The 16,990-nt window shown below is 71.4% G+C and carries 13 protein-coding genes and 3 pseudogenes; 9 read left to right on the forward strand and 7 right to left on the reverse strand.

Features of this window, described 5'->3' with window-relative positions:
• Positions 1-16 precede the first annotated feature (16 nt).
• The 4 genes and pseudogenes from nhaA to acs all read right to left on the reverse strand — a co-directional run bounded on the left by nhaA (position 17) and on the right by acs (position 4,261).
• On the reverse strand, positions 17-1,300 hold the full coding sequence (gene nhaA, locus P3T35_RS01380; protein WP_101380985.1) for a Na+/H+ antiporter NhaA: 1,284 nt from the start codon (positions 1,298-1,300) through the stop codon (positions 17-19).
• 219 nt (positions 1,301-1,519) lie between these two features.
• Positions 1,520-1,627, reverse strand: a pseudogene (locus tag P3T35_RS01385) (DNA-binding response regulator); the annotation flags it as partial.
• A 174-nt stretch (positions 1,628-1,801) separates the two neighbouring features.
• Positions 1,802-2,008: a hypothetical protein gene (locus tag P3T35_RS01390; RefSeq protein WP_143676837.1), complete on the reverse strand. Its 207-nt coding sequence runs from the start codon at positions 2,006-2,008 to the stop codon at positions 1,802-1,804.
• Positions 2,009-2,278: 270 nt separating this feature from the next.
• On the reverse strand, positions 2,279-4,261 hold the full coding sequence (gene acs, locus P3T35_RS01395) for an acetate--CoA ligase (RefSeq protein WP_101385089.1): 1,983 nt from the start codon (positions 4,259-4,261) through the stop codon (positions 2,279-2,281).
• 1,011 nt (positions 4,262-5,272) lie between these two features.
• Between acs and P3T35_RS01400 the strand changes: the two genes are divergently transcribed.
• Positions 5,273-5,743 (forward strand): hypothetical protein, encoded by a 471-nt coding sequence (locus P3T35_RS01400; protein WP_280703964.1) that lies wholly within the window; start codon positions 5,273-5,275, stop codon positions 5,741-5,743.
• Positions 5,744-5,907: 164 nt separating this feature from the next.
• Here the strand turns inward: P3T35_RS01400 and P3T35_RS01405 are convergent.
• Together P3T35_RS01405 and P3T35_RS01410 are read right to left on the reverse strand one after the other, a co-directional pair.
• Positions 5,908-6,636: pseudogene (locus tag P3T35_RS01405) on the reverse strand (carbonic anhydrase); the annotation flags it as partial.
• Positions 6,637-7,082: 446 nt separating this feature from the next.
• A complete protein-coding gene (locus P3T35_RS01410) occupies positions 7,083-8,102 on the reverse strand; it encodes an ATP-binding protein (protein WP_101380988.1) in 1,020 nt (339 codons plus the stop codon).
• A gap of 194 nt (positions 8,103-8,296) precedes the next feature.
• Here P3T35_RS01410 and P3T35_RS01415 point away from each other — a divergent pair, with 194 nt between their 5' ends.
• A complete protein-coding gene (locus P3T35_RS01415) occupies positions 8,297-9,199 on the forward strand; it encodes a Fic family protein (RefSeq protein ID WP_101380989.1) in 903 nt (300 codons plus the stop codon).
• A gap of 391 nt (positions 9,200-9,590) precedes the next feature.
• Here P3T35_RS01415 and P3T35_RS01420 read toward each other — a convergent pair whose 3' ends face one another.
• Positions 9,591-10,547, reverse strand: coding sequence for an HAD-IB family hydrolase (locus P3T35_RS01420; RefSeq protein WP_280703965.1), 957 nt, complete (start codon positions 10,545-10,547; stop codon positions 9,591-9,593).
• A gap of 563 nt (positions 10,548-11,110) precedes the next feature.
• Between P3T35_RS01420 and ssd the strand changes: the two genes are divergently transcribed.
• The 7 genes and pseudogenes from ssd to P3T35_RS01455 all read left to right on the forward strand — a co-directional run.
• On the forward strand, positions 11,111-12,223 hold the full coding sequence (gene ssd / locus P3T35_RS01425; protein WP_101380990.1) for a septum site-determining protein Ssd: 1,113 nt from the start codon (positions 11,111-11,113) through the stop codon (positions 12,221-12,223).
• Entirely contained in the window at positions 12,220-13,551 is a 1,332-nt protein-coding gene (locus tag P3T35_RS01430) for a TadA family conjugal transfer-associated ATPase (RefSeq protein WP_101380991.1), read from the forward strand. Before ssd ends, P3T35_RS01430 begins: the two co-directional genes overlap by 4 nt.
• Complete coding sequence (locus P3T35_RS01435; protein WP_101380992.1) at positions 13,548-14,708, forward strand: type II secretion system F family protein; 1,161 nt, start codon at positions 13,548-13,550, stop codon at positions 14,706-14,708. The genes P3T35_RS01430 and P3T35_RS01435 overlap by 4 nt, the downstream gene beginning before the upstream one ends.
• Positions 14,708-15,556, forward strand: a complete 849-nt coding sequence (locus P3T35_RS01440) for a type II secretion system F family protein (RefSeq protein WP_101380993.1) — start codon at positions 14,708-14,710, stop codon at positions 15,554-15,556. The genes P3T35_RS01435 and P3T35_RS01440 overlap by 1 nt, the downstream gene beginning before the upstream one ends.
• Positions 15,557-15,610: 54 nt before the next feature.
• On the forward strand, positions 15,611-16,000 hold the full coding sequence (locus P3T35_RS40350; RefSeq protein ID WP_348533390.1) for a DUF4244 domain-containing protein: 390 nt from the start codon (positions 15,611-15,613) through the stop codon (positions 15,998-16,000).
• Entirely contained in the window at positions 15,990-16,442 is a 453-nt protein-coding gene (locus P3T35_RS01450) for a TadE family type IV pilus minor pilin (RefSeq protein ID WP_101380994.1), read from the forward strand. The genes P3T35_RS40350 and P3T35_RS01450 overlap by 11 nt, the downstream gene beginning before the upstream one ends.
• Positions 16,429-16,803 (forward strand): annotated as a pseudogene (locus P3T35_RS01455) (Rv3654c family TadE-like protein); the annotation flags it as partial. The gene P3T35_RS01450 and the pseudogene P3T35_RS01455, both read left to right, overlap by 14 nt.
• Between the last annotated feature and the right edge of the window lie 187 nt (positions 16,804-16,990).

Below are 16,990 nucleotides of genomic sequence, written 5' to 3' on the forward strand. Positions count from 1 at the left end.
GCCGGTCAGCAGCCCGTCAGCCGACCGCGTCGTCCTGTTCCTCCTCCTCGCAGAGCTGCCGGTAGTGGCGATTGCGCAGCTTGAGCAGCACGGTGGCGACCAGGGCGCAGAGCAGCGAGCCGGTCAGCACCGCCGCCTTGGCCCGGTTGGCCAGCACCGGGTCGTCGGGGAACGCCAGGTCGCTGATCAGCAGTGAGACGGTGAAGCCGATGCCGGCCAGCACCGAGACGGCGAACAGGTCGGCCCAGCGCAGCCGGGGATTCAATTCGGCCCTGGTCCATCTGGCGGTCAGCCAGCTTCCGCCGAAGACCCCGACGGTCTTGCCGACCAGCAGGCCGAGCACGATGCCCAGCGGCATCGCCTGGGTGAACACCTCGCGGAGCGCACTCGGCGAGACCGTCACCCCGGCGGCGAACAACGCGAAGACCGGTACCGCCACGCCGGCCGACAACGGCCGCACCAGGTGCTCGATGTGCTCGCCGGGCGAGTACGGCTCGTCCCCCTCGCGGTGGCAGCGCAGCGCCAGGCCCATCGCCACGCCGGAGACCGTCGGATGCACCCCGCTCTCGTGCATCAGCGCCCAGATCACCACGGCGAGCGGGACGAACAGGTACCAGCCGTGCACCCCGTGCCGATGCAGGTACCAGAACAGCACCAGGCCGGCCAGCGAGGCCACCAGTGCCCAGGGAGTGATCCCCGAGCTGTAGAAGATCGCGATGATCAGGATGGCGATCAGGTCGTCGACCACGGCGAGGGTGAGCAGGAAGGCGCGCAGAGCGGAGGGCAGGTGGCTGCTCACCACGGCGAGCACGCCGAGCGCGAAGGCGATGTCGGTGGCGGTCGGAATCGCCCAGCCGCCCGGATGGCCGCCCGCGCCGCTGTTGGCGGCGGCGAACAGCAGCGCGGGCAGCGCCACCCCGCACATCGCGGCGACCACCGGGAGCAGCGCCGCGCTCGGGGTGCGCAACTCGCCGGCGACGAACTCGCGCTTGAGCTCGATCCCGGCGACGAAGAAGAACAGCGTCAGCAGTCCGTCCTTGGCCCACGCCTCCAGTGTCAGGTTCAGGTGGAGCGGAGTGGACGGGCCGACGGTGTAGTGCAGCACGCTCTGGTAGCCGGCCGGCCAGACATTGGCCCAGATGAGGGCCGCCACGGCGGCGATCAGCAGCAGCACGCCGCCGACCGTCTCGGTGCGCAGCGCGTCGGCGATGTAGCGGCGCTCGGGGAGGGAGAGCCAGCCGAGGAACTGGCGGCGCCCGGTGCTCCCGGCCGACGCCTCGGGGGTTGGCGGGCTGACCACGGGGATGCCTCCTGCCGCTTCTGATACGAATGTCTGTTTTGCATCCTTTCATAGATTTATGGGCCATTGCCGCGAGCGCGGGGGCTGCATGCCGAGGCAAACAGGATGACGGATCGTCAGGCTCCCGAGTGGCGCAGCACTGCCAGTGTGCGGCGGTGCCCGCTGGTGATCGGCGGCGGACTCCGGCGGGTCGAGCTTGAGGAAGATGGTCGCCACCTACTGCTCGACGGCCCGGTGGGTCGCCGTGAGGGCTTGGGTGATCGCCGAGTTGGTCCGGCTCTCGGCCACTGGTGTGAGCACCTCGCGTTCCCGGGGGCTCAGGCCCGCCGGGGTGCGGCGGGTCGGACCGGTGCCCATCAGGCGGCCGGCCGTCGCCGGGGCCAACTCCGCGTCCAGCGCTGGTGGATGGATACCGCTGACCAGCTCCCGCAGCCCGCGGTGATCTCCTTGGCCTGCTGGCGGCACTCGCCGACCAGGGCCCGGCCGGTGTCGAGTTCACCCTCAGCCAACTGGCTTTCCGCGCGCCAGTTTCAGCCCCAGTGCGACCAGGTCGGACTGGGCGCCGTCGTGCAGATCGCGCTCGATCCGGCGCAGCGTGGTGGCTGGCTCGTTGAACGCGTGCGCCTGGGCCTCGGTGAGCTTGGCCAGGCGCAACGACTCGCCGGTGGGCCCGAGCAGACGGAGCATCAGATAGCGAGCAGTCGGCAACGGCAGTCCGCCCCGGCCAGCCGGGTGAGACCAGCAGCACCGGCACGCCGGCGCGCTGACCAGCAGGGCGCGCGGCCAGCGGCAGGCTCAGCAGGGAGTACCACCGATCGCGCCGAGAATGGTCCGAAAGGTGCTCGCCCAGCAGGGACTTGAGAGTTTCACCGGGTCAGTTCGCCCGATCCTGCTCGAACCCACGGGGCCCTGCCGCATCGCTGTGCGGCAGGGCCCGGGGACGGTCCGGACGCGAGGCCCGACCGTGATGGCGAACCGTCAGTTCTCGGCGGACCCACCCGGCAGCTGGGACTGGATCACGTTCATCACGGAGGAGTCGGCGAGCGTGGTGGTGTCCCCGACCTCGCGGCCCTCGGCGATGTCGCGCAGCAGTCGGCGCATGATCTTGCCGGAGCGGGTCTTCGGCAGCTCGCTGACCACCTTGATCTGCTTCGGCTTGGCGATCGGGCCGAGCGTCTTGCCGACGTGGTTGCGCAGCTCGGCGACCAGCTCCTCGCTGTCGGTGGCGTTGCCGCGCAGGATGACGAAAGCGACGATCGCCTGACCGGTGGTGGCGTCGGTGGCGCCGACCACGGCCGATTCGGCGACGGCCGGGTGCCCGACCAGCGCCGACTCGACCTCGGTGGTGGAGATGTTGTGGCCGGAGACCAGCATGACGTCGTCGACCCGGCCGAGCAGCCAGATGTCGCCGTCCTCGTCCTTCTTGGCACCGTCGCCGGCGAAGTAGCGCCAGGCGGGGTCGGATGCGTCGTACCCGTGGCCGAAGCGGGACCAGTAGGTGTCGAGGTAGCGCTGGTCGTCGCCCCAGATGGTGCGCAGCATCGACGGCCACGGCTCGGTCAGCACGAGGTAGCCACCGGAGCCGTTGGGCACCTCAACGCCGTTGTCGTCCACCACGGTGGCCGCGATGCCCGGAAGCGGGCGCTGGGCGGAGCCCGGCTTGGTCTCGGTGACGCCCGGCAGCGGGCTGATCATCATCGCGCCGGTCTCGGTCTGCCACCAGGTGTCGACGATCGGGGCGCGGCCGGCACCGATGTGCTCGCGGTACCAGACCCAGGCCTCCGGGTTGATCGGCTCGCCGACGCTGCCCAGCACCCGCAGCGAGGAGAGGTCGAACTTCGCCGGGATGTCGTCGCCCCACTTCATGAACGTGCGGATCGCGGTGGGCGCGGTGTAGAGGATGGTGACCCCGTACTTCTGGACGACCTCCCAGAACCGCCCCTGGTGCGGCGTGTCCGGGGTGCCCTCGTAGATCACCTGGGTGGCGCCGTTGGAGAGCGGGCCGTAGACGATGTACGAGTGGCCGGTCACCCAGCCGATGTCGGCGGTGCACCAGTAGACGTCGGTCTCCGGCTTGAGGTCGAAGACCGCGTGGTGGGTGTAGCTGGCCTGGGTGAGGTAACCGCCGGAGGTGTGCAGGATGCCCTTCGGCTTACCGGTGGTACCGGAGGTGTACAGGATGAAGAGCGGGTGCTCGGCGTCGAGTGCCTCGGGGGTGTGCTCGGACGACTGGCGCTCGGTGATCTCGTGCCACCAGACGTCGCGGCCCTCGGTGAACGAGGTCTCCTGGCCGGTGCGGCGGACCACCAGGACGTGCTCCACCTGCGGGCACTTGGCCAGGGCCTCGTCGATCGCGGGCTTGAGGGCGGACGGCTTGCCGCGGCGGTAGCCGCCGTCGGCGGTGATGACCAGCTTGGCGTCGGCGTCCTGGATCCGGGAGGCGACGGCGTCGGCGGAGAACCCGCCGAAGACCACCGAGTGCGTGGCACCGATGCGGGCGCAGGCGAGCATCGCGACGACGGCCTCGGGGATCATCGGCAGGTAGACCGCCACCCGGTCGCCCTTGCGGACACCGAGCTCCAGCAGCGCATTGGCGGCCTTGGAGACCTCGTCCTTGAGCTCTGCGTAGGTGATCGAGCGACCGTCACCCGGCTCGCCCTCGAAGTGGATGGCGACCCGCTCGCCATGGCCCGCCTCGACATGCCGGTCGACGCAGTTGTAGGCCACGTTGAGCTTGCCGTCGGCGAACCACTTGGCAAAGGGCGGGTTGGACCAGTCCAGTGTCTCGGTCGGCTCGACAGCCCAGCTGAGGCGGCGCGCCTGCTCGGCCCAGAAGCCGAGGCGGTCCTCGGACGCCTGGGCATACGCGGCCTCGGTGACGTTGGCGCCCGCGGCGAGCTCGGCGGGCGGGGCGAAGCGCCGCTCCTCCTTGAGCAGATTGGCAAGGCTCTCGTTGCTCAACGCGAACTCCTCATCGAGTCTGTTCATGGCGCTTTCCCCGTGGAGAGAAGCCCAGTGCTGTGGGATTCGTCCCCGCCTAGGGATTGTCCCGTGTGTCCCAGTACACAGCTCATCAGGCGAATGGGGCGGTTGACAAGGGTCTTCGAGAAATTGGTGTAGACCTTTGAATGACTTGTGATCGGGCGTGGGCTGCCTTTTTTGAGCTCGCGCCAGGTCATCGAACACGGTTCGCAAGCGACCGAGCGCCGTAGCAGCGCGAGGGGCGCGCCGAGGGAGCCGGGGGACGCCGATCGGGACGGCGACGATGCGCGCGGGCGGGGGTTCGGGGGACTTGGGGCGGGGGTTGGTCCAGCCGTGTCCTGAGATGTGGCGGAGGTGCGGCGACGGTGGGGGTCGGGGCGGCGATGCGCGGTCGGTGAGAGTGGCATGGGTCACACTGCTCTCTGCTGGCTGGAGTGGCCGGGTGGTGCCGACGGTGCTCTGCGGGTCCGGGCGATCGGCTCCGGGTATTCGATCCGTTTGTCTGTTCGGGCGTGTTCGCCATGTCGCGCGCGGGCCGGATGCACGTGATGGGGCTAGATGGGGGAGATGGTGTCCTGACGTCTTGACGAGGGTTAGTCGTCGTACTCCACTGCGGGTACACCGGCTCGATCGGGACATCGGCTCAGCCAGCTCCCCGTTCGGCCGGTCGCCTCTGCCGGCGCGGCACCCTAGGGGAGTTGAGCAATGTCGGATCCTTCGGAAGCCCCCTCATCAGACACCTCCCAGTCCACAGAAGCCCTGGGTGCAGCCGCAGAGGCCGCTCCCTCGTCCAGCACGACGTTGGCCGCTGACGCCAGGTCGACTGCGGGCGCCACCTCGACCACTGACACTGCGGCGGCTACGGGAACGGGTGTCGCTGCTGGTTCAGCGGTGCCGTCGCCGTCGCCTGCCCTGGACGACGCGGTCACTCCGAGTGCGGTTCCCGCGACGGCGGAGACCACCCGTTCGCCTCGCCCCGGTGACTTCGCCGTGGTGCGGATCACCGGCGAAGTCGGCCGGCTGATCAGGATCGGTCAGTGGCTCAACAGGGACGGGTACGCCGACTACGAGCACGCCTTCATCCTGGTCGGCGACGACATGGTGATCGAGGCTCAGCCGGGTGGCGCCCGGCAGACTCCGCTCGCCACCTATCAGGGCAGGCCGATCCGCTGGTCCAGTGAGCGCTTTCCGCTGACGAACGATCAGCGTGCGGCGATCGTCTCGGCGGCACACCGCTACCTCGGTGTGCCGTACAGCTTCCTTGATTACCTGGCGCTGGCAACCCATCGGTTCCGGCTGCCGGGCAACGGCCTGCTCAAGGGCTTCGTTGCCGACAGTCGGCACCAGATCTGCTCGCAACTGGTCGACCAGTGCTATCGCGATGCCGGGGTCAGCCTCTTCCCCAACCATCGCTGGCCGGGATACGTGACCCCCGCGGAGCTCGCTCGCCTGCTGCAGTAGGCGGGCCTGCTGGGCTCTTCGACAGTGGATCGGCTACGGGTGAGAGCCGGGCGGATCCGCTGCCGGGAGGGTGCGACCGGCCTGTGGCGCTGTCAGCGGCGGGCCTGCGGCTGCCGCCGGGCGGTCGGTCATCAGGCCGATCACCCCCGATGGTGAATCAGACCTCAGGCTGCGCTGATGATCCCCTGGCGGCTGGCCACGGCGCCGAATCGCCCGGTTGCCTGGTCGAGTACATAGGCCTGTGCGGCCGCGAAGTCGAAGTACATCCCGATCAGCTGCAGTTCGCCGCCGAGCACCCGCCGCTCGACTGCCGGGTTGGCCATCAACTGGTCCAGCTGCTGCACCACATTGGTGATACACAGCTGCTCCACCCGATCGGCGACCGGCCGATCCGCGAACTCGGCCGGCACGCGGGCCAGCCGGGCGAGCGAGCCACGCCCGTTCCGCAGCCAGCGGGCCAGCGGCGTCGGTCTGCCCGGCTGCTCATGAACCCCGTCGAGCAGTGCGTTCATCGCTCCGCAGCCCGAATGCCCGCAGATCGTGATGCTGCGGACCTGCAACACGTCGACCGCGTACTGCACAGCCGCTGCCACCGAGTCGTCGGCGGCGCCCGGTTCATGCGGGACGGGCACCAGATTGCCGATGTTTCGCACGGTGAACAGGTCTCCCGGACCGCTGCTCGTGATCATGCTGGTCACCAGCCGGGAATCGGCACAGGCCAGAAAGAGCTGCGAGGGCCGCTGGCCTTCACGAGCCAGTCGGGCCAGCTCAGGGCGGACCAGCTCCGCCGTATGGGCCTGGAAACCGCGCACGCCCGCCAGTAGCCGGCCATGCGGATCACCGCCGGGCTGCTCGATGCAGTGGTGGCCGACCCATGGCGTCCAGGGGCGGCAGCGGTGCCCAGCCGGGTGCGGTGCGTGGCTGTCGACGGTGCCGGCGTCGCACTGGGAGTCGTGTGAGGTGTGGAGGGTCATGGTCCTCTCCTCTCCTGAGGAGTCGGGTGTGGCGGGTGGAGTAACCGTCGAATTCACCGAAGCGCTGACCAGATGTCACGGATGGGCCGGCCGTCATCCCGCAGCACCAAGAGTTGGTAAATGATCAGTAATGGAAGCTTCGCACAGCACGTGGGAGGGCGGGAGTCCTGACGATCACATTCACTCGGGTGGGTGGCGCATGAGGCCTATTAGGCGCCCCCGGCGCACCGCCGGTGGTCTCGGAGGGCGTGATCGAGCTGGAGAAATGCGGTGCTCTGGAACGCCAAGGGGGCGGTGTCCGCGCCAGTTCGGTGCGGACACCGCCCCCTTGGCGGTGTTGACTGCACAGCGGCTGTGATCAGGCGTCAGACGCCTGCGGCGGCCTGGCTCGTGCCGTCCAGGGCTGCGGGCACATGGGCGGCAGCCGGGGGAAGGGTGAAGTCCGGGTCGATCTGCGCGGCCAGATCGGCGCCGGCCTTGGCATTGCCCCAGCTCTCCGCATTGCGCAAGTGGAAGTGGACGGCCTGCTCGGTGTACCGGCGCGGATCACGTGCCTCGAAGGCGGCATCCGTGGCCTGCCGCAGCACGCCCAGGACGGCCCGGTTGTCCGGCTCCAGGGAGCTCAGCCCCGGTTCGGCGCCCTGCTCCAGGCGGCGGACCCAGTCCGAGTGGCCGAATGCGGCCAGCAGGTCGTCCCCCACCTCGCGCCTCAGATAGGCCAGGTCGTCGGCGCTCTGCACCTTGTTGCCGACCACGCGCAGGGCGACGCCGAAGTCCCGCGCGTACTCCTTGTACTGCCGGTAGACCGAGATGCCCTTGCGGGTCGGCTCGGCGATCAGGAAGGTCAGGTCGAACCGGGTGAACAGCCCGGAGGCGAACGAGTCGGAGCCGGCGGTCATGTCGGTCACCAGGTACTCGCCCGGCCCGTCGACCAGGTGATTGAGCAGCAGCTCGACCGCGCCGACCTTCGAGTGGTAGCAGGCGACACCGAGGTCCTCTTCGGTGAAGACGCCGGTGACCATCAGGCGGACCGAGCCCTCGTCCAGTGCCACCGGCCGGGCGCAGGCCGCGTAGATCGGGTTCTCCTCGACGATCCGCAGCAGGCGGGAGCCCCCGCCGGGCGGCGTGGTCTTGATCATCAGGTCGGCGGAGGCGATTCGGGGGTTGCCGCCCCGCAGATACTCCTTGATCTGCGGCAGGTGCGCGCCCAGGGCAGGCAGTCGCGCGGCCTGGTCGTCCGTCAGCCCGAGGGCCGGGCCCAGGTGCTGGTTGATGTCGGCGTCAACGGCGATCACTGGTCGGCCCGCCGCGGCCAGGTGGCGGATGAACAGTGCGGACAGCGTGGTCTTGCCGCTCCCGCCCTTGCCGACGAAGGCGATCTTCATCTGGACTCTCCCGGCTCTCGCTCCGTCGATCACCGCGCACTGGCGCGTTGTTGGTAATCGTTATCGTCTTCGATAGGGCTCATGGTAGTCCGGGCTCGGCGGCCGCCGCCCAAGGGAAGGCGCGGATTGCCTCTAACGGGTGATGCCGGGGTTGCGGTGGAAGACTCTTGCGGTGGGTCGTTACTCTCGGGTAGGTGAGCACTGGAACTGATCCGCTGGCCCCGCTTGCCGAGCTGCCCGGGGTGCCCGAGTCCGTCGCCGAGGTCCGCAAGGCCGTTGACCGGCTCTACGGGCACCGGGTGATGCGTCGCCGTGCGCCTGAAGTCACCTCCGAGGCCGCGCTGCGCGGCGCTCGCGCCTCCGCGGCCCTCGCCGGCGCCGACTGGCCCCTGGAGGAGGTGCGGCGGCGCAGCGACTTCAGTGTCGGAGCCGAGGATCGGATCATCGGTGCGGCGCTGCGCATCTCGGCCGAGGTCGGCCAGCTGCTGAGCATCTGGCGGACCTCTCCGCTGCAGGTGCTGGCCCGCCTGCATCTGCTGGCGGTCGGCGATGCCGATCCTGCGGCCGGGCGGCCGCGTCAGGCCGGCGAGGCGGCGGATGAGCTGTTCCCCCTGGACCTGCCGGCCCGAGAGGGGGAGGGCGCCACGGCCGAGTCGGCGGCGGGCGGTGGGGCGCGGCTGTCCGAAGCGCCGTCCCCGGCCGAGGTGGCGGCCCGGCTCGACCAGTTGGCCCGGCTGCTGGTTGCCCGCGCCGGTGCGGGCGGGGCCGAGCAGGGCGCGCCGGCGCTGGTGGCCGCCTCGGTGGCGCACGGTGAGCTGCTCGCGCTACGGCCGTTCCGCAGCCACAACGGCCTGGTGGCCAGGGCGGCGCAGCGGCTGGTGCTGATCGCCGACGGCCTGGACCCGAAGGCGATCTGCCCGGTCGAGGTCGGCCTGGCCGAGCTCGGTACGGCCGCGTACCGCGATGCGCTGGCGGGCTACCTGTCCGGGACGCCCCAGGGGATGGCCGCCTGGATCGCACACAACGGGCGGGCCGTCGGACTGGGCGTTCGAGAGAGCACGGCCGTCTGCGAGGCGATGCAGCGGGGGATGGTCTGACCGGGGCCGCGCACGGCTGAAGAGTCCGAATCAGAAGGCCGGACCGAGGGCCGAACACAGGGATGCGGCGACATCCTGACTGCTGATGTCGCCGCTGGTACGTCCTTCCGGGTGACCATGCGTGCACCGGAAGTGCCCATCAGGCGGGGATCCTGCCCGTTCGCCTGGTGCGGCGGCCCGATCGCGGGTCGGCTGCACGTGGGTGCTCGGAAGTTGTACGCGGTCCGTGGGGCCTGAACTGCGGTGTCGGTATGACCTCTTCGGGTCCTTCCGGGTCTCGCGGGCCGTGAGTCCTTTGTATCTCGGATCCCGGGCAAACGGAACTCGAATGGCGAAGTCTTTACTTTTTGTCTGCTTTGGTCCGAATGTGTGACTTCATCGCATTGGTGATTCAGGCCTCGGGGCGCCGGCGCTTCGACAGCTGCCAGAGCAGACCGGCGGTCAGACAGGCGGTACCGATCGCCACGGCGGTCAGCGTCGCCCCGCTCGGCGATTTGAACTCCGGGAGTCGGCGGTGGAGTTCGATCGGCCGGTCGAAGTACAGGATCGGCCAGTCGCGGGCCGCGGCTTCCTTGCGCAGTCCGCGGTCCGGGTTGACGGCAGACGGGCGGCCGACCGCCTCCAGCAGCGGCAGATCGGTGATCGAGTCGCTGTAGGCGTAGCAGTCGGCGAGCTGGTAGCCCTCGCGGGCGGCTAGTTCGCGGATCGCCGCCGCCTTGTTGTCGGCATAGGCGTAGTACTCGATCTCGCCGGTGTAGCAGCCGTCTTCGATCTGCATCCGGGTGGCGATCACATGGTCCGCGCCGAGCAGCGCGCCGATCGGCTCCACCACCTCCGAGCCCGAGCTGCTGACGATCACCACGTCGCGCCCGGCCGCGTGGTGCTGGGCGATCAGCGCGGCGGCCTCCTCGTAGATCAGGGGGTTGATCAGCCCGTGCAGCGTCTCGGCGACGATCTCGCGCACCTGCTGGACGTTCCACCCCCTGGTCATGGCCGAGAGGTACGCGCGCATCTTCTCCATCTGGTCGTGGTCGGCGCCGCCGACCAGGAAGACGAACTGCGCGTAGGCGCTCTTGAGCACGGTCCGACGGTTGATCAGGCCGCCCTGGTAGAACGGTCGGCTGAAGGCCAGGGCGCTCGACTTCGCGATGATTGTCTTGTCGAGGTCGAAAAATGCCGCGGTGCGGGCCGGTCGGGTGCCCTCGGCATGGTCGGCCGGGGTGGCCGCGGCGGTCGGCGCCGGCGAGGGCGGTGCCGTGGTGCGGGCGCTTGTGGCGGCATTCGGTGCGGCGTCCGGTCCGGAGTTCTCGGCACCGTGGGCGATGTCGGCGTTCTCGGTGGTGTCCACAGGAACCGAGGATAGATGGCGGTTCCGATCAGACCGCCATTCGGTGGACTCGGGGGCCTGCTGGTTTGTGTTTCTGGCCGCTCGGGTACACCATGGAAGTCACGGATCGTTCGCGACCGTGCTAACCCGGTCCGGCTCCTCCCCCCCGAGTCGGGCCGTGGATAGACGACCCCCGCTCTCCCCCCCGGCGGGGGTCGTCGCATGTCCGGGGCCATTTTCCAGGCTCGACCCTGTGGCCTCGGGGGCGTTCGGGGGTGCTGGGGGAGGCGTTCACAGCGAGGTCGCCGGGGGAGCCAGGCCCTTGATTCGCTACTCAGAGTAATCAAGTTGATGGCACTCCGACAAGCCTTGAGAGTGCCGTCAATTGTGCCGATGGCATGTGCCCGGAAGGGTGAAGCGACGCCATCCGAGTGAGTCCGGATATCCACATCCCCCGGGTTATCCACAGGGATTCGGCATCCCGCTGACGGAATCCGATCCACGCGGCACGGTGACAGCAGTCCGCCGCAGCGACGCGCTGCTGACCGGATGTCAAATCACCAATCCGCGTCGGGGAGACAGCCGTGTCGACGTCGATCGTTCACTCCAGTGAATCCGTTTCCGGCCGGCCGGTCCGCGCGGCCCCGCTGGTGCTCACCGGGGACGAGGAGCTGACCGAGCACCTGATGCGGCTCTGTGCCGCCGTTGGCACCGAACCTCGCGTCTGCGCCGGAGTGCCGCCGCCGCAGCTCTGGGAGTCCGCGCCGCTGGTGCTGGTCGGCGACGACCAGGCCGAGCAGTGCGCGGGCCTGACCCGGAGACCAGGCGTGCTGCTGTGCGGCCTCGACCTCGACGACTGCGACATCTGGGTGCGCGGCGTGTACCTCGGTGCCGAGCAGGTGCTCTTCCTGCCCGACTCGCAAGCCTGGCTGCTGGACCGGATCGCGGACGCGCTGGAGGGCGTGGTCACCCCGGCGCTGACGGTCGCCGTCCTCGGCGGATGCGGCGGTGCCGGTGCTTCGACCCTCGCCTGCGCCTTGGCCGTCACCGCAGCCAGAGCCGGCCATCGCACCGCGCTCATCGACGGCGACCCGCTCGGTGGTGGATTGGACGTGCTGCTCGGCGCCGAGACCGCCGACGGGCTGCGCTGGCCCGATCTCGCCGCCGTGCGCGGCCGGCTCAACGGGGCGGAGCTGACTCGCTCGCTGCCCCGGACACACGGGCTTCACCTGCTCTCCTGGGACCGCGGCGAGACCACGGCGGTCCCGCCCGAGGCGATGCGCGGCGTTCTGGCTGCCGCCCGGCGGCGCGGTGGCCTGGTGGTCGTCGACCTGCCACGCCGACCGGATCCGGCCGCCGCCCAGGCACTGGAGCAGGCCGACACCGGCCTGCTGGTGGTGCCCGCCGAACTGCGCGCGATGGCCGCGGCCCGTCGGACCGCGGCGGCCGCCGGGATGCGCCTGTCCGATCTACGGGCGGTCGTCCGGCGATCCGGACGGGTCCGGCTGGGCGGCACCGAGCTCGCTCAGGGGCTGGGCCTGCGGCTGGCCGGCGAGATCCCCGACGAGACCGGCCTCGCGGCCGACATGGAACACGGCCGCCCGCCCGGAGCGCGCGGTCACGGCCCGCTCGCCCGCTTCTGTGCCGCCTACCTGGGCCAAGTCCTGCCACCAACCGAAGGAGGAACCCCGTCATGAACGCCGCTGCACCGCCCCCGGGCCGCCCGCCCCAGCACCACGGCCGGGTGACCAGGCCCGACCACGCGCCCGGCCGAGCCGCGCTGACGGCACTGCGCCGCCGCGCGGGCACCGGCCCGTCCGCCGGCCCTGGTGCCGTACCGGAACGAGCCGCCGCCCTGCTCGACGCGGTCCGGCTGCGCCTGGCCGAGGCCGGGGCACCGCCGACCGCCTCGGAGGTCGCGGCCGCGGTCCGGGCGGCCCGCCCGTCGCTGGATGGCGACTCGGTGCTGGACGCGGTCCGCGCGGTCCGTTCGGAACTGGTCGGCGCCGGTCCGCTGGACGAACTGCTCAGCGCCCCGGGCGTGACGGACGTCCTGGTCAACGGGCCCGATGAGATCTGGGTCGACCACGGCGACGGGCTGCGTCGGGAGAGTTCGGTCCGCTTCCCGAACGCCGAAGCGGTGCGGCACCTCGCGCACCGACTGGCCACCGTGGCAGGTCGTCGGTTGGACGACGCCCGGCCGTGGGTCGACGGCCGACTGCCCGACGGCACCCGGCTGCACGCGGTGCTGCCGCCCATCGCGACCGGCTGCACCCACATCTCACTGCGGATCTGTCGCCCGCGGCCGTTCACCCTGGGCGAGTTGGTGGCGGCCCAGGCCATCCCGCAGACCGGCGCCGACCTGCTGCGCGGCATCGTGCGGGCCCGGCTCTCCTACCTGGTGTCCGGCGGGACCGGCTCGGGGAAGACCACCCTGCTCGCGGCGATGCTGGGGATGGCCGGGCACGGCGAGCGGATCGTCATCGCCGAGGACTCCGCGGAGCTCCTGCCGGACCACCCGCATGTGGTTCGGCTGCAGGGCCGGCCGCCCAACCAGGAGGGCCTCGGCGAGCTGACCACGCGGGACTTGGTCCGGCAGGCACTGCGCATGCGGCCCGACCGGCTGGTGGTGGGCGAGGTGCGGGGCCCCGAGGTGCTCGATCTGCTGAGCGCGCTCAACACCGGGCACGAGGGCGGCTGTGGCACGGTGCACGCCAACGCGGCGGCCGACGTCCCGGCCCGGCTCGAAGCCCTCGGGTCGATGGCCGGGCTGCGGCGACTCGCCCTGCACAGCCAGCTACTGGCCGGGCTCGACCTGGTGATCCATCTGACTCGCGACCACCGCAGCGGTCGGCGCCGGGTGGCCGAGCTGCACACCCTGGACCGCAACGCGTCCGGCCTGGCGGTCACCGCACCCGCCGTGATCTTCAGGTCGGACGGCCTGGTCAGCTGCGGGCCCGGCTGGGACCGCCTGGTGCGGCTCTGTGCCGCCCGCGGCGTGATGACCCGTTGGGGGAACCGATGAACGGGCGTCTGCTGCCGCTGGTGTCGATCGGCCTGCTCGTGGCGGCCGCCGGCCTCGGGCGGGCCCGGCTCGACCGGCGCGCCCGGCGGTTGCGGCGAACCGCGGCAGTGCTGGCGCAGCCCGTGGCCGAGCTGCCGGCGGCGCGATGGGCCGGGCGCCTGCCGGGCCGTCTGGCCGGTCTGTTCGGACGGTGGCCCCAGGGCGAGCCCTGGCCGTTGCCGCGAGGGTTGGCGCCGGAGCTCGTCCTGCTGCCGTGCGGAGCGCTTGCCGGTTGGCAGTTGGACTCGGTGGTGCCGCTGGTCGGAGCGGCGCTGTTGGTCCTCCCTTGCCGCCGGTGGCGGCTGCGGCACCGGGCTGACCGGTTGGCGCGGGAGCGAACCGCGGCGGTGATCGAGCTGTGTGCGGCCTTGGCCGCCGAACTCCGCAGCGGGGCGACGCCCGAGCAGGCGCTCGATGCCGTGGCCGCACAGTCCGGCGACGTGTTGCACCGGCTCGGCCCGGAGGCGGCGGCCCGGCTGGCGGCGGCTCGCTACGGGGCCGATGTGCCTGCTGCGCTGCGCTGGCTCGCCACCCTGCCCGGCGGTGGCGGCGCCAACGCGATCGCGGCGTGCTGGCAGGTGACCGCGGACAGCGGGAGCGGTCTGGCGGTCGCCCTGGATCAGGTGGCCGAGGCGCTCCGGGCGGACCGGGCGCTCCGCGAGGAGATCGGCAGCGAGTTGGCGGGGCCGCGCACCACGGCCATCGTGCTGGCGGCGCTGCCCGCCTTCGGATTGGCCCTGGGGACGGCGCTGGGGGCCGGACCGTTGCGGATCCTGCTGCGCACTCCGCTCGGTGTGGGATGCCTGGTGGTCGGAGTGCTGCTGGAGACCGCAGGCCTGATGTGGACCGGGCGGATCGTGCGCCAGGCGATGGCCGATCTCGGGGTTCAGGCCGGCGGCACCACAGGCTCCGCCGACCGTCCCGAGTCGGACCACCGGCCTGAGCCTCTCCAACCCGCCCAGCCGGGCCGCCGCTTGCTGCTGCGGGGCGGCCGGCGGCGATCGCGCCGACCCGGCAGTCCCGGCCGCGCCGGGGAGCGCCGTGGCGCCGGTATCGGGACAGGACCGGGAGGGCAGCCGGTTGCCAGGGGCATCGGCGGCAGGGCGGAGGCGGTGTGATGAGTGCCTACCTCGGCCCACACTCGGGCGCCGCCACCGCGCCTCCCATGTGGCTGGTGGGGTTGACGGTCGGGGTGACGCTCGCCGAGCTGATCGTGGCTACGGCGGTGGTGATCCGGCGTTGGCTCGGGCGCCGGGCCGCTCGTCGCCGGGCAGTTCGGGTGGGAGTGCCGGTGGCCTCGGCCCGCCACGGTCGGGTGAGCAAGTGCTTGATCGCTTGGCGAACCGGCAAGCGGCTCGACCCGGTGGTCGCGGTCTCCGTGCTCGCCGGCGCGGTGGTGGCCTGGATCGTTCCGGGGCTGCTCGGCCTGCCCGCCGGGGTGGTGACTGCGGTGCTGCTGCGCCGCCGGCTGCCGTCACCGAGCCCCACCCTCGCCCAGCGGCAGGCCCGCGAGGACGGTCTGCTGCTGGCACAACTGCCACTGACCGCCGATCTGTTGGCGGCCTGCTTGGGTTCGACCGCATCACCGGCGCAGGCGGCGGAGGCGGTGGCGCGAACCGTCCGCGAGCCGATGCGGAGCCGGCTGTCCGCCGTGGCCGCGGAGCTTGCGCTTGGAGCTCCACCAACGGCCTGCTGGGAGCGGTTCGGCCAGGACAGTGCGCCACTGGGGTCATTGGCCCGCTGCCTGATCAGGACCACGCTCAGCGGATCGCCACCAGCCCTGCCGCTCCAGGGACTTGCCACCTCGCAACGCGCCGCTGCCCAGCGGGCTGCGCACGCCCGGGTCAAACGGGCGGGAGTGCTGGCCACCGTGCCGTTGGGCCTCTGCTTCCTTCCGGCTTTCGTCCTGATCGGCATCGTCCCGGTGATGGTGGGCCTGGTGTCCTCCATCGCCTCGCAGATCTGACGAAGCATCACAGCTGTCAATCAGACATCCAGTTCACGGATCGGAGTGCCTTCCATGAGCCGTACAACCGATGAGTCGGCGCCGGTGGCGACCTTCTCCCCGCTGCCGTCCCATGACCGCTCGGCCGCGCTGCCGAGGTGCCGGGTCGCACTGCCGGCCCAGCGGGCCTCCTCGTCGCCCGGGCGATCCGCAGCCCCGCCCGGTCCGCGGTCGCACCCGTTCGCTCGCGTCAGAGACTCGGTGGGTCAGGGGCTGCGCCGGATCTGTGAGCGCTCCCGCGACCGCTGGGCCGCGTTGCCGGACGCCGGCATGTCGACGGCCGAGTACGCCATCGGCACCGTCACCGCGTGTGCGTTCGCCGGGGTGCTCTACAAGGTGATCACCGGTGGTGCGGTGAGTGACGCGCTGACCGAGTTGGTGAATCGAGCCCTTCATGCGCTCTGACGGCGGTGGCCCCGGCCTGCTCCGCCGCCGGCTCGGGGCCGCGGGCCGCGTCCGCGACGGCGGCTACGTCACGGCGGAGACGGCCGTGCTGCTGCCGGCGCTGATCGCGCTGATGCTGCTGCTGGTCTGGGGAGTTCTGGTGGCCGCCGCCCAACTGAGGTGCATCGATGCGGCGAGGGTGGCGGCCCGGGCCGCGGCTCGGGGCGACGCGGACCCTGCGGACCAGGCCCGCAAGGTGGCCCCACCAGGAGCGGCGGTGGAGGTGGTCGAGTCCTCGGACACGGTCCGCGTGCTGGTGGAGGCCCAGTGCCCCGGGATCGGCCGGCTGGCCTCACCGCTGAAGGTCTCAGCGGTGGCCGTAGCAGCCAGTGAGACGGTCAGCGAGGCGACGGTCGGCGAGACGACAACGGGAAGGGAGTGGCTGCGCCATGACCGGGTCTGACCTGGCGAGGGAGAACACGGCGCTTCCGGGGTCGGAACGCGACCGGGGGTCGGCCAGCATTTGGCTCGTCGGGCTCGTGGTGGCGGGGCTGGCGGTCTGCGGGCTCGCCCTCTCCCTCGGTGCGGTGCTTGCCGCCCGCCACCGTGCCGAGTCGGCCGCCGACCTGGCCGCACTAGCCGCCGCCGGCCATCTGCTGGTGGATGCCGACGGTGGCTGCGCCCGGGCGGCGAGTCTGGCGACGGCGCAGCGGACCGCACTGGTCTCCTGCACGGTGAACCGCGCGGACGACAGCGTCGAGGTCGAGGTCAGCGCACCCGTGGGCGGCATCCGCTTGCCCGTTGGGCCGGCTAGCGCACGGGCCCGGGCGGGTCCGGTCTGGTCGCTCGGCTGGACGGATGGGGCGGGCCTGCCCGATCTGCCGACTCTCGAAGCGGCGGATCTGCGGCCTGCTGACCGGAATGGGCCACGGAGTCCTATCGGTCGGCTGCCGTCCGAGCCGGCCGTCAGCCCCTGCCCGGTCACCGACCCCGTCCGGCTCGGCGACCCGC

The organism is Kitasatospora sp. GP30 (genome assembly GCF_029892145.1).
GTDB classification, from domain to species: Bacteria; Actinomycetota; Actinomycetes; order Streptomycetales; family Streptomycetaceae; genus Kitasatospora; species Kitasatospora acidiphila.

Bases quoted from the DNA above. Each gene is read 5' to 3' on its own strand.
- P3T35_RS01410 (WP_101380988.1), bottom strand. From the start codon at position 8,102: ATGAAGATCGCCTTCGTCGGCAAGGGCGGGAGCGGCAAGACCACGCTG.
- P3T35_RS01430 (WP_101380991.1), top strand. From the start codon at position 12,220: ATGAACGCCGCTGCACCGCCCCCGGGCCGCCCGCCCCAGCACCACGGC.
- P3T35_RS01450 (WP_101380994.1), top strand. From the start codon at position 15,990: ATGCGCTCTGACGGCGGTGGCCCCGGCCTGCTCCGCCGCCGGCTCGGG.
- P3T35_RS01435 (WP_101380992.1), top strand. From the start codon at position 13,548: ATGAACGGGCGTCTGCTGCCGCTGGTGTCGATCGGCCTGCTCGTGGCG.
- P3T35_RS01440 (WP_101380993.1), top strand. From the start codon at position 14,708: ATGAGTGCCTACCTCGGCCCACACTCGGGCGCCGCCACCGCGCCTCCC.
- P3T35_RS40350 (WP_348533390.1), top strand. From the start codon at position 15,611: ATGAGCCGTACAACCGATGAGTCGGCGCCGGTGGCGACCTTCTCCCCG.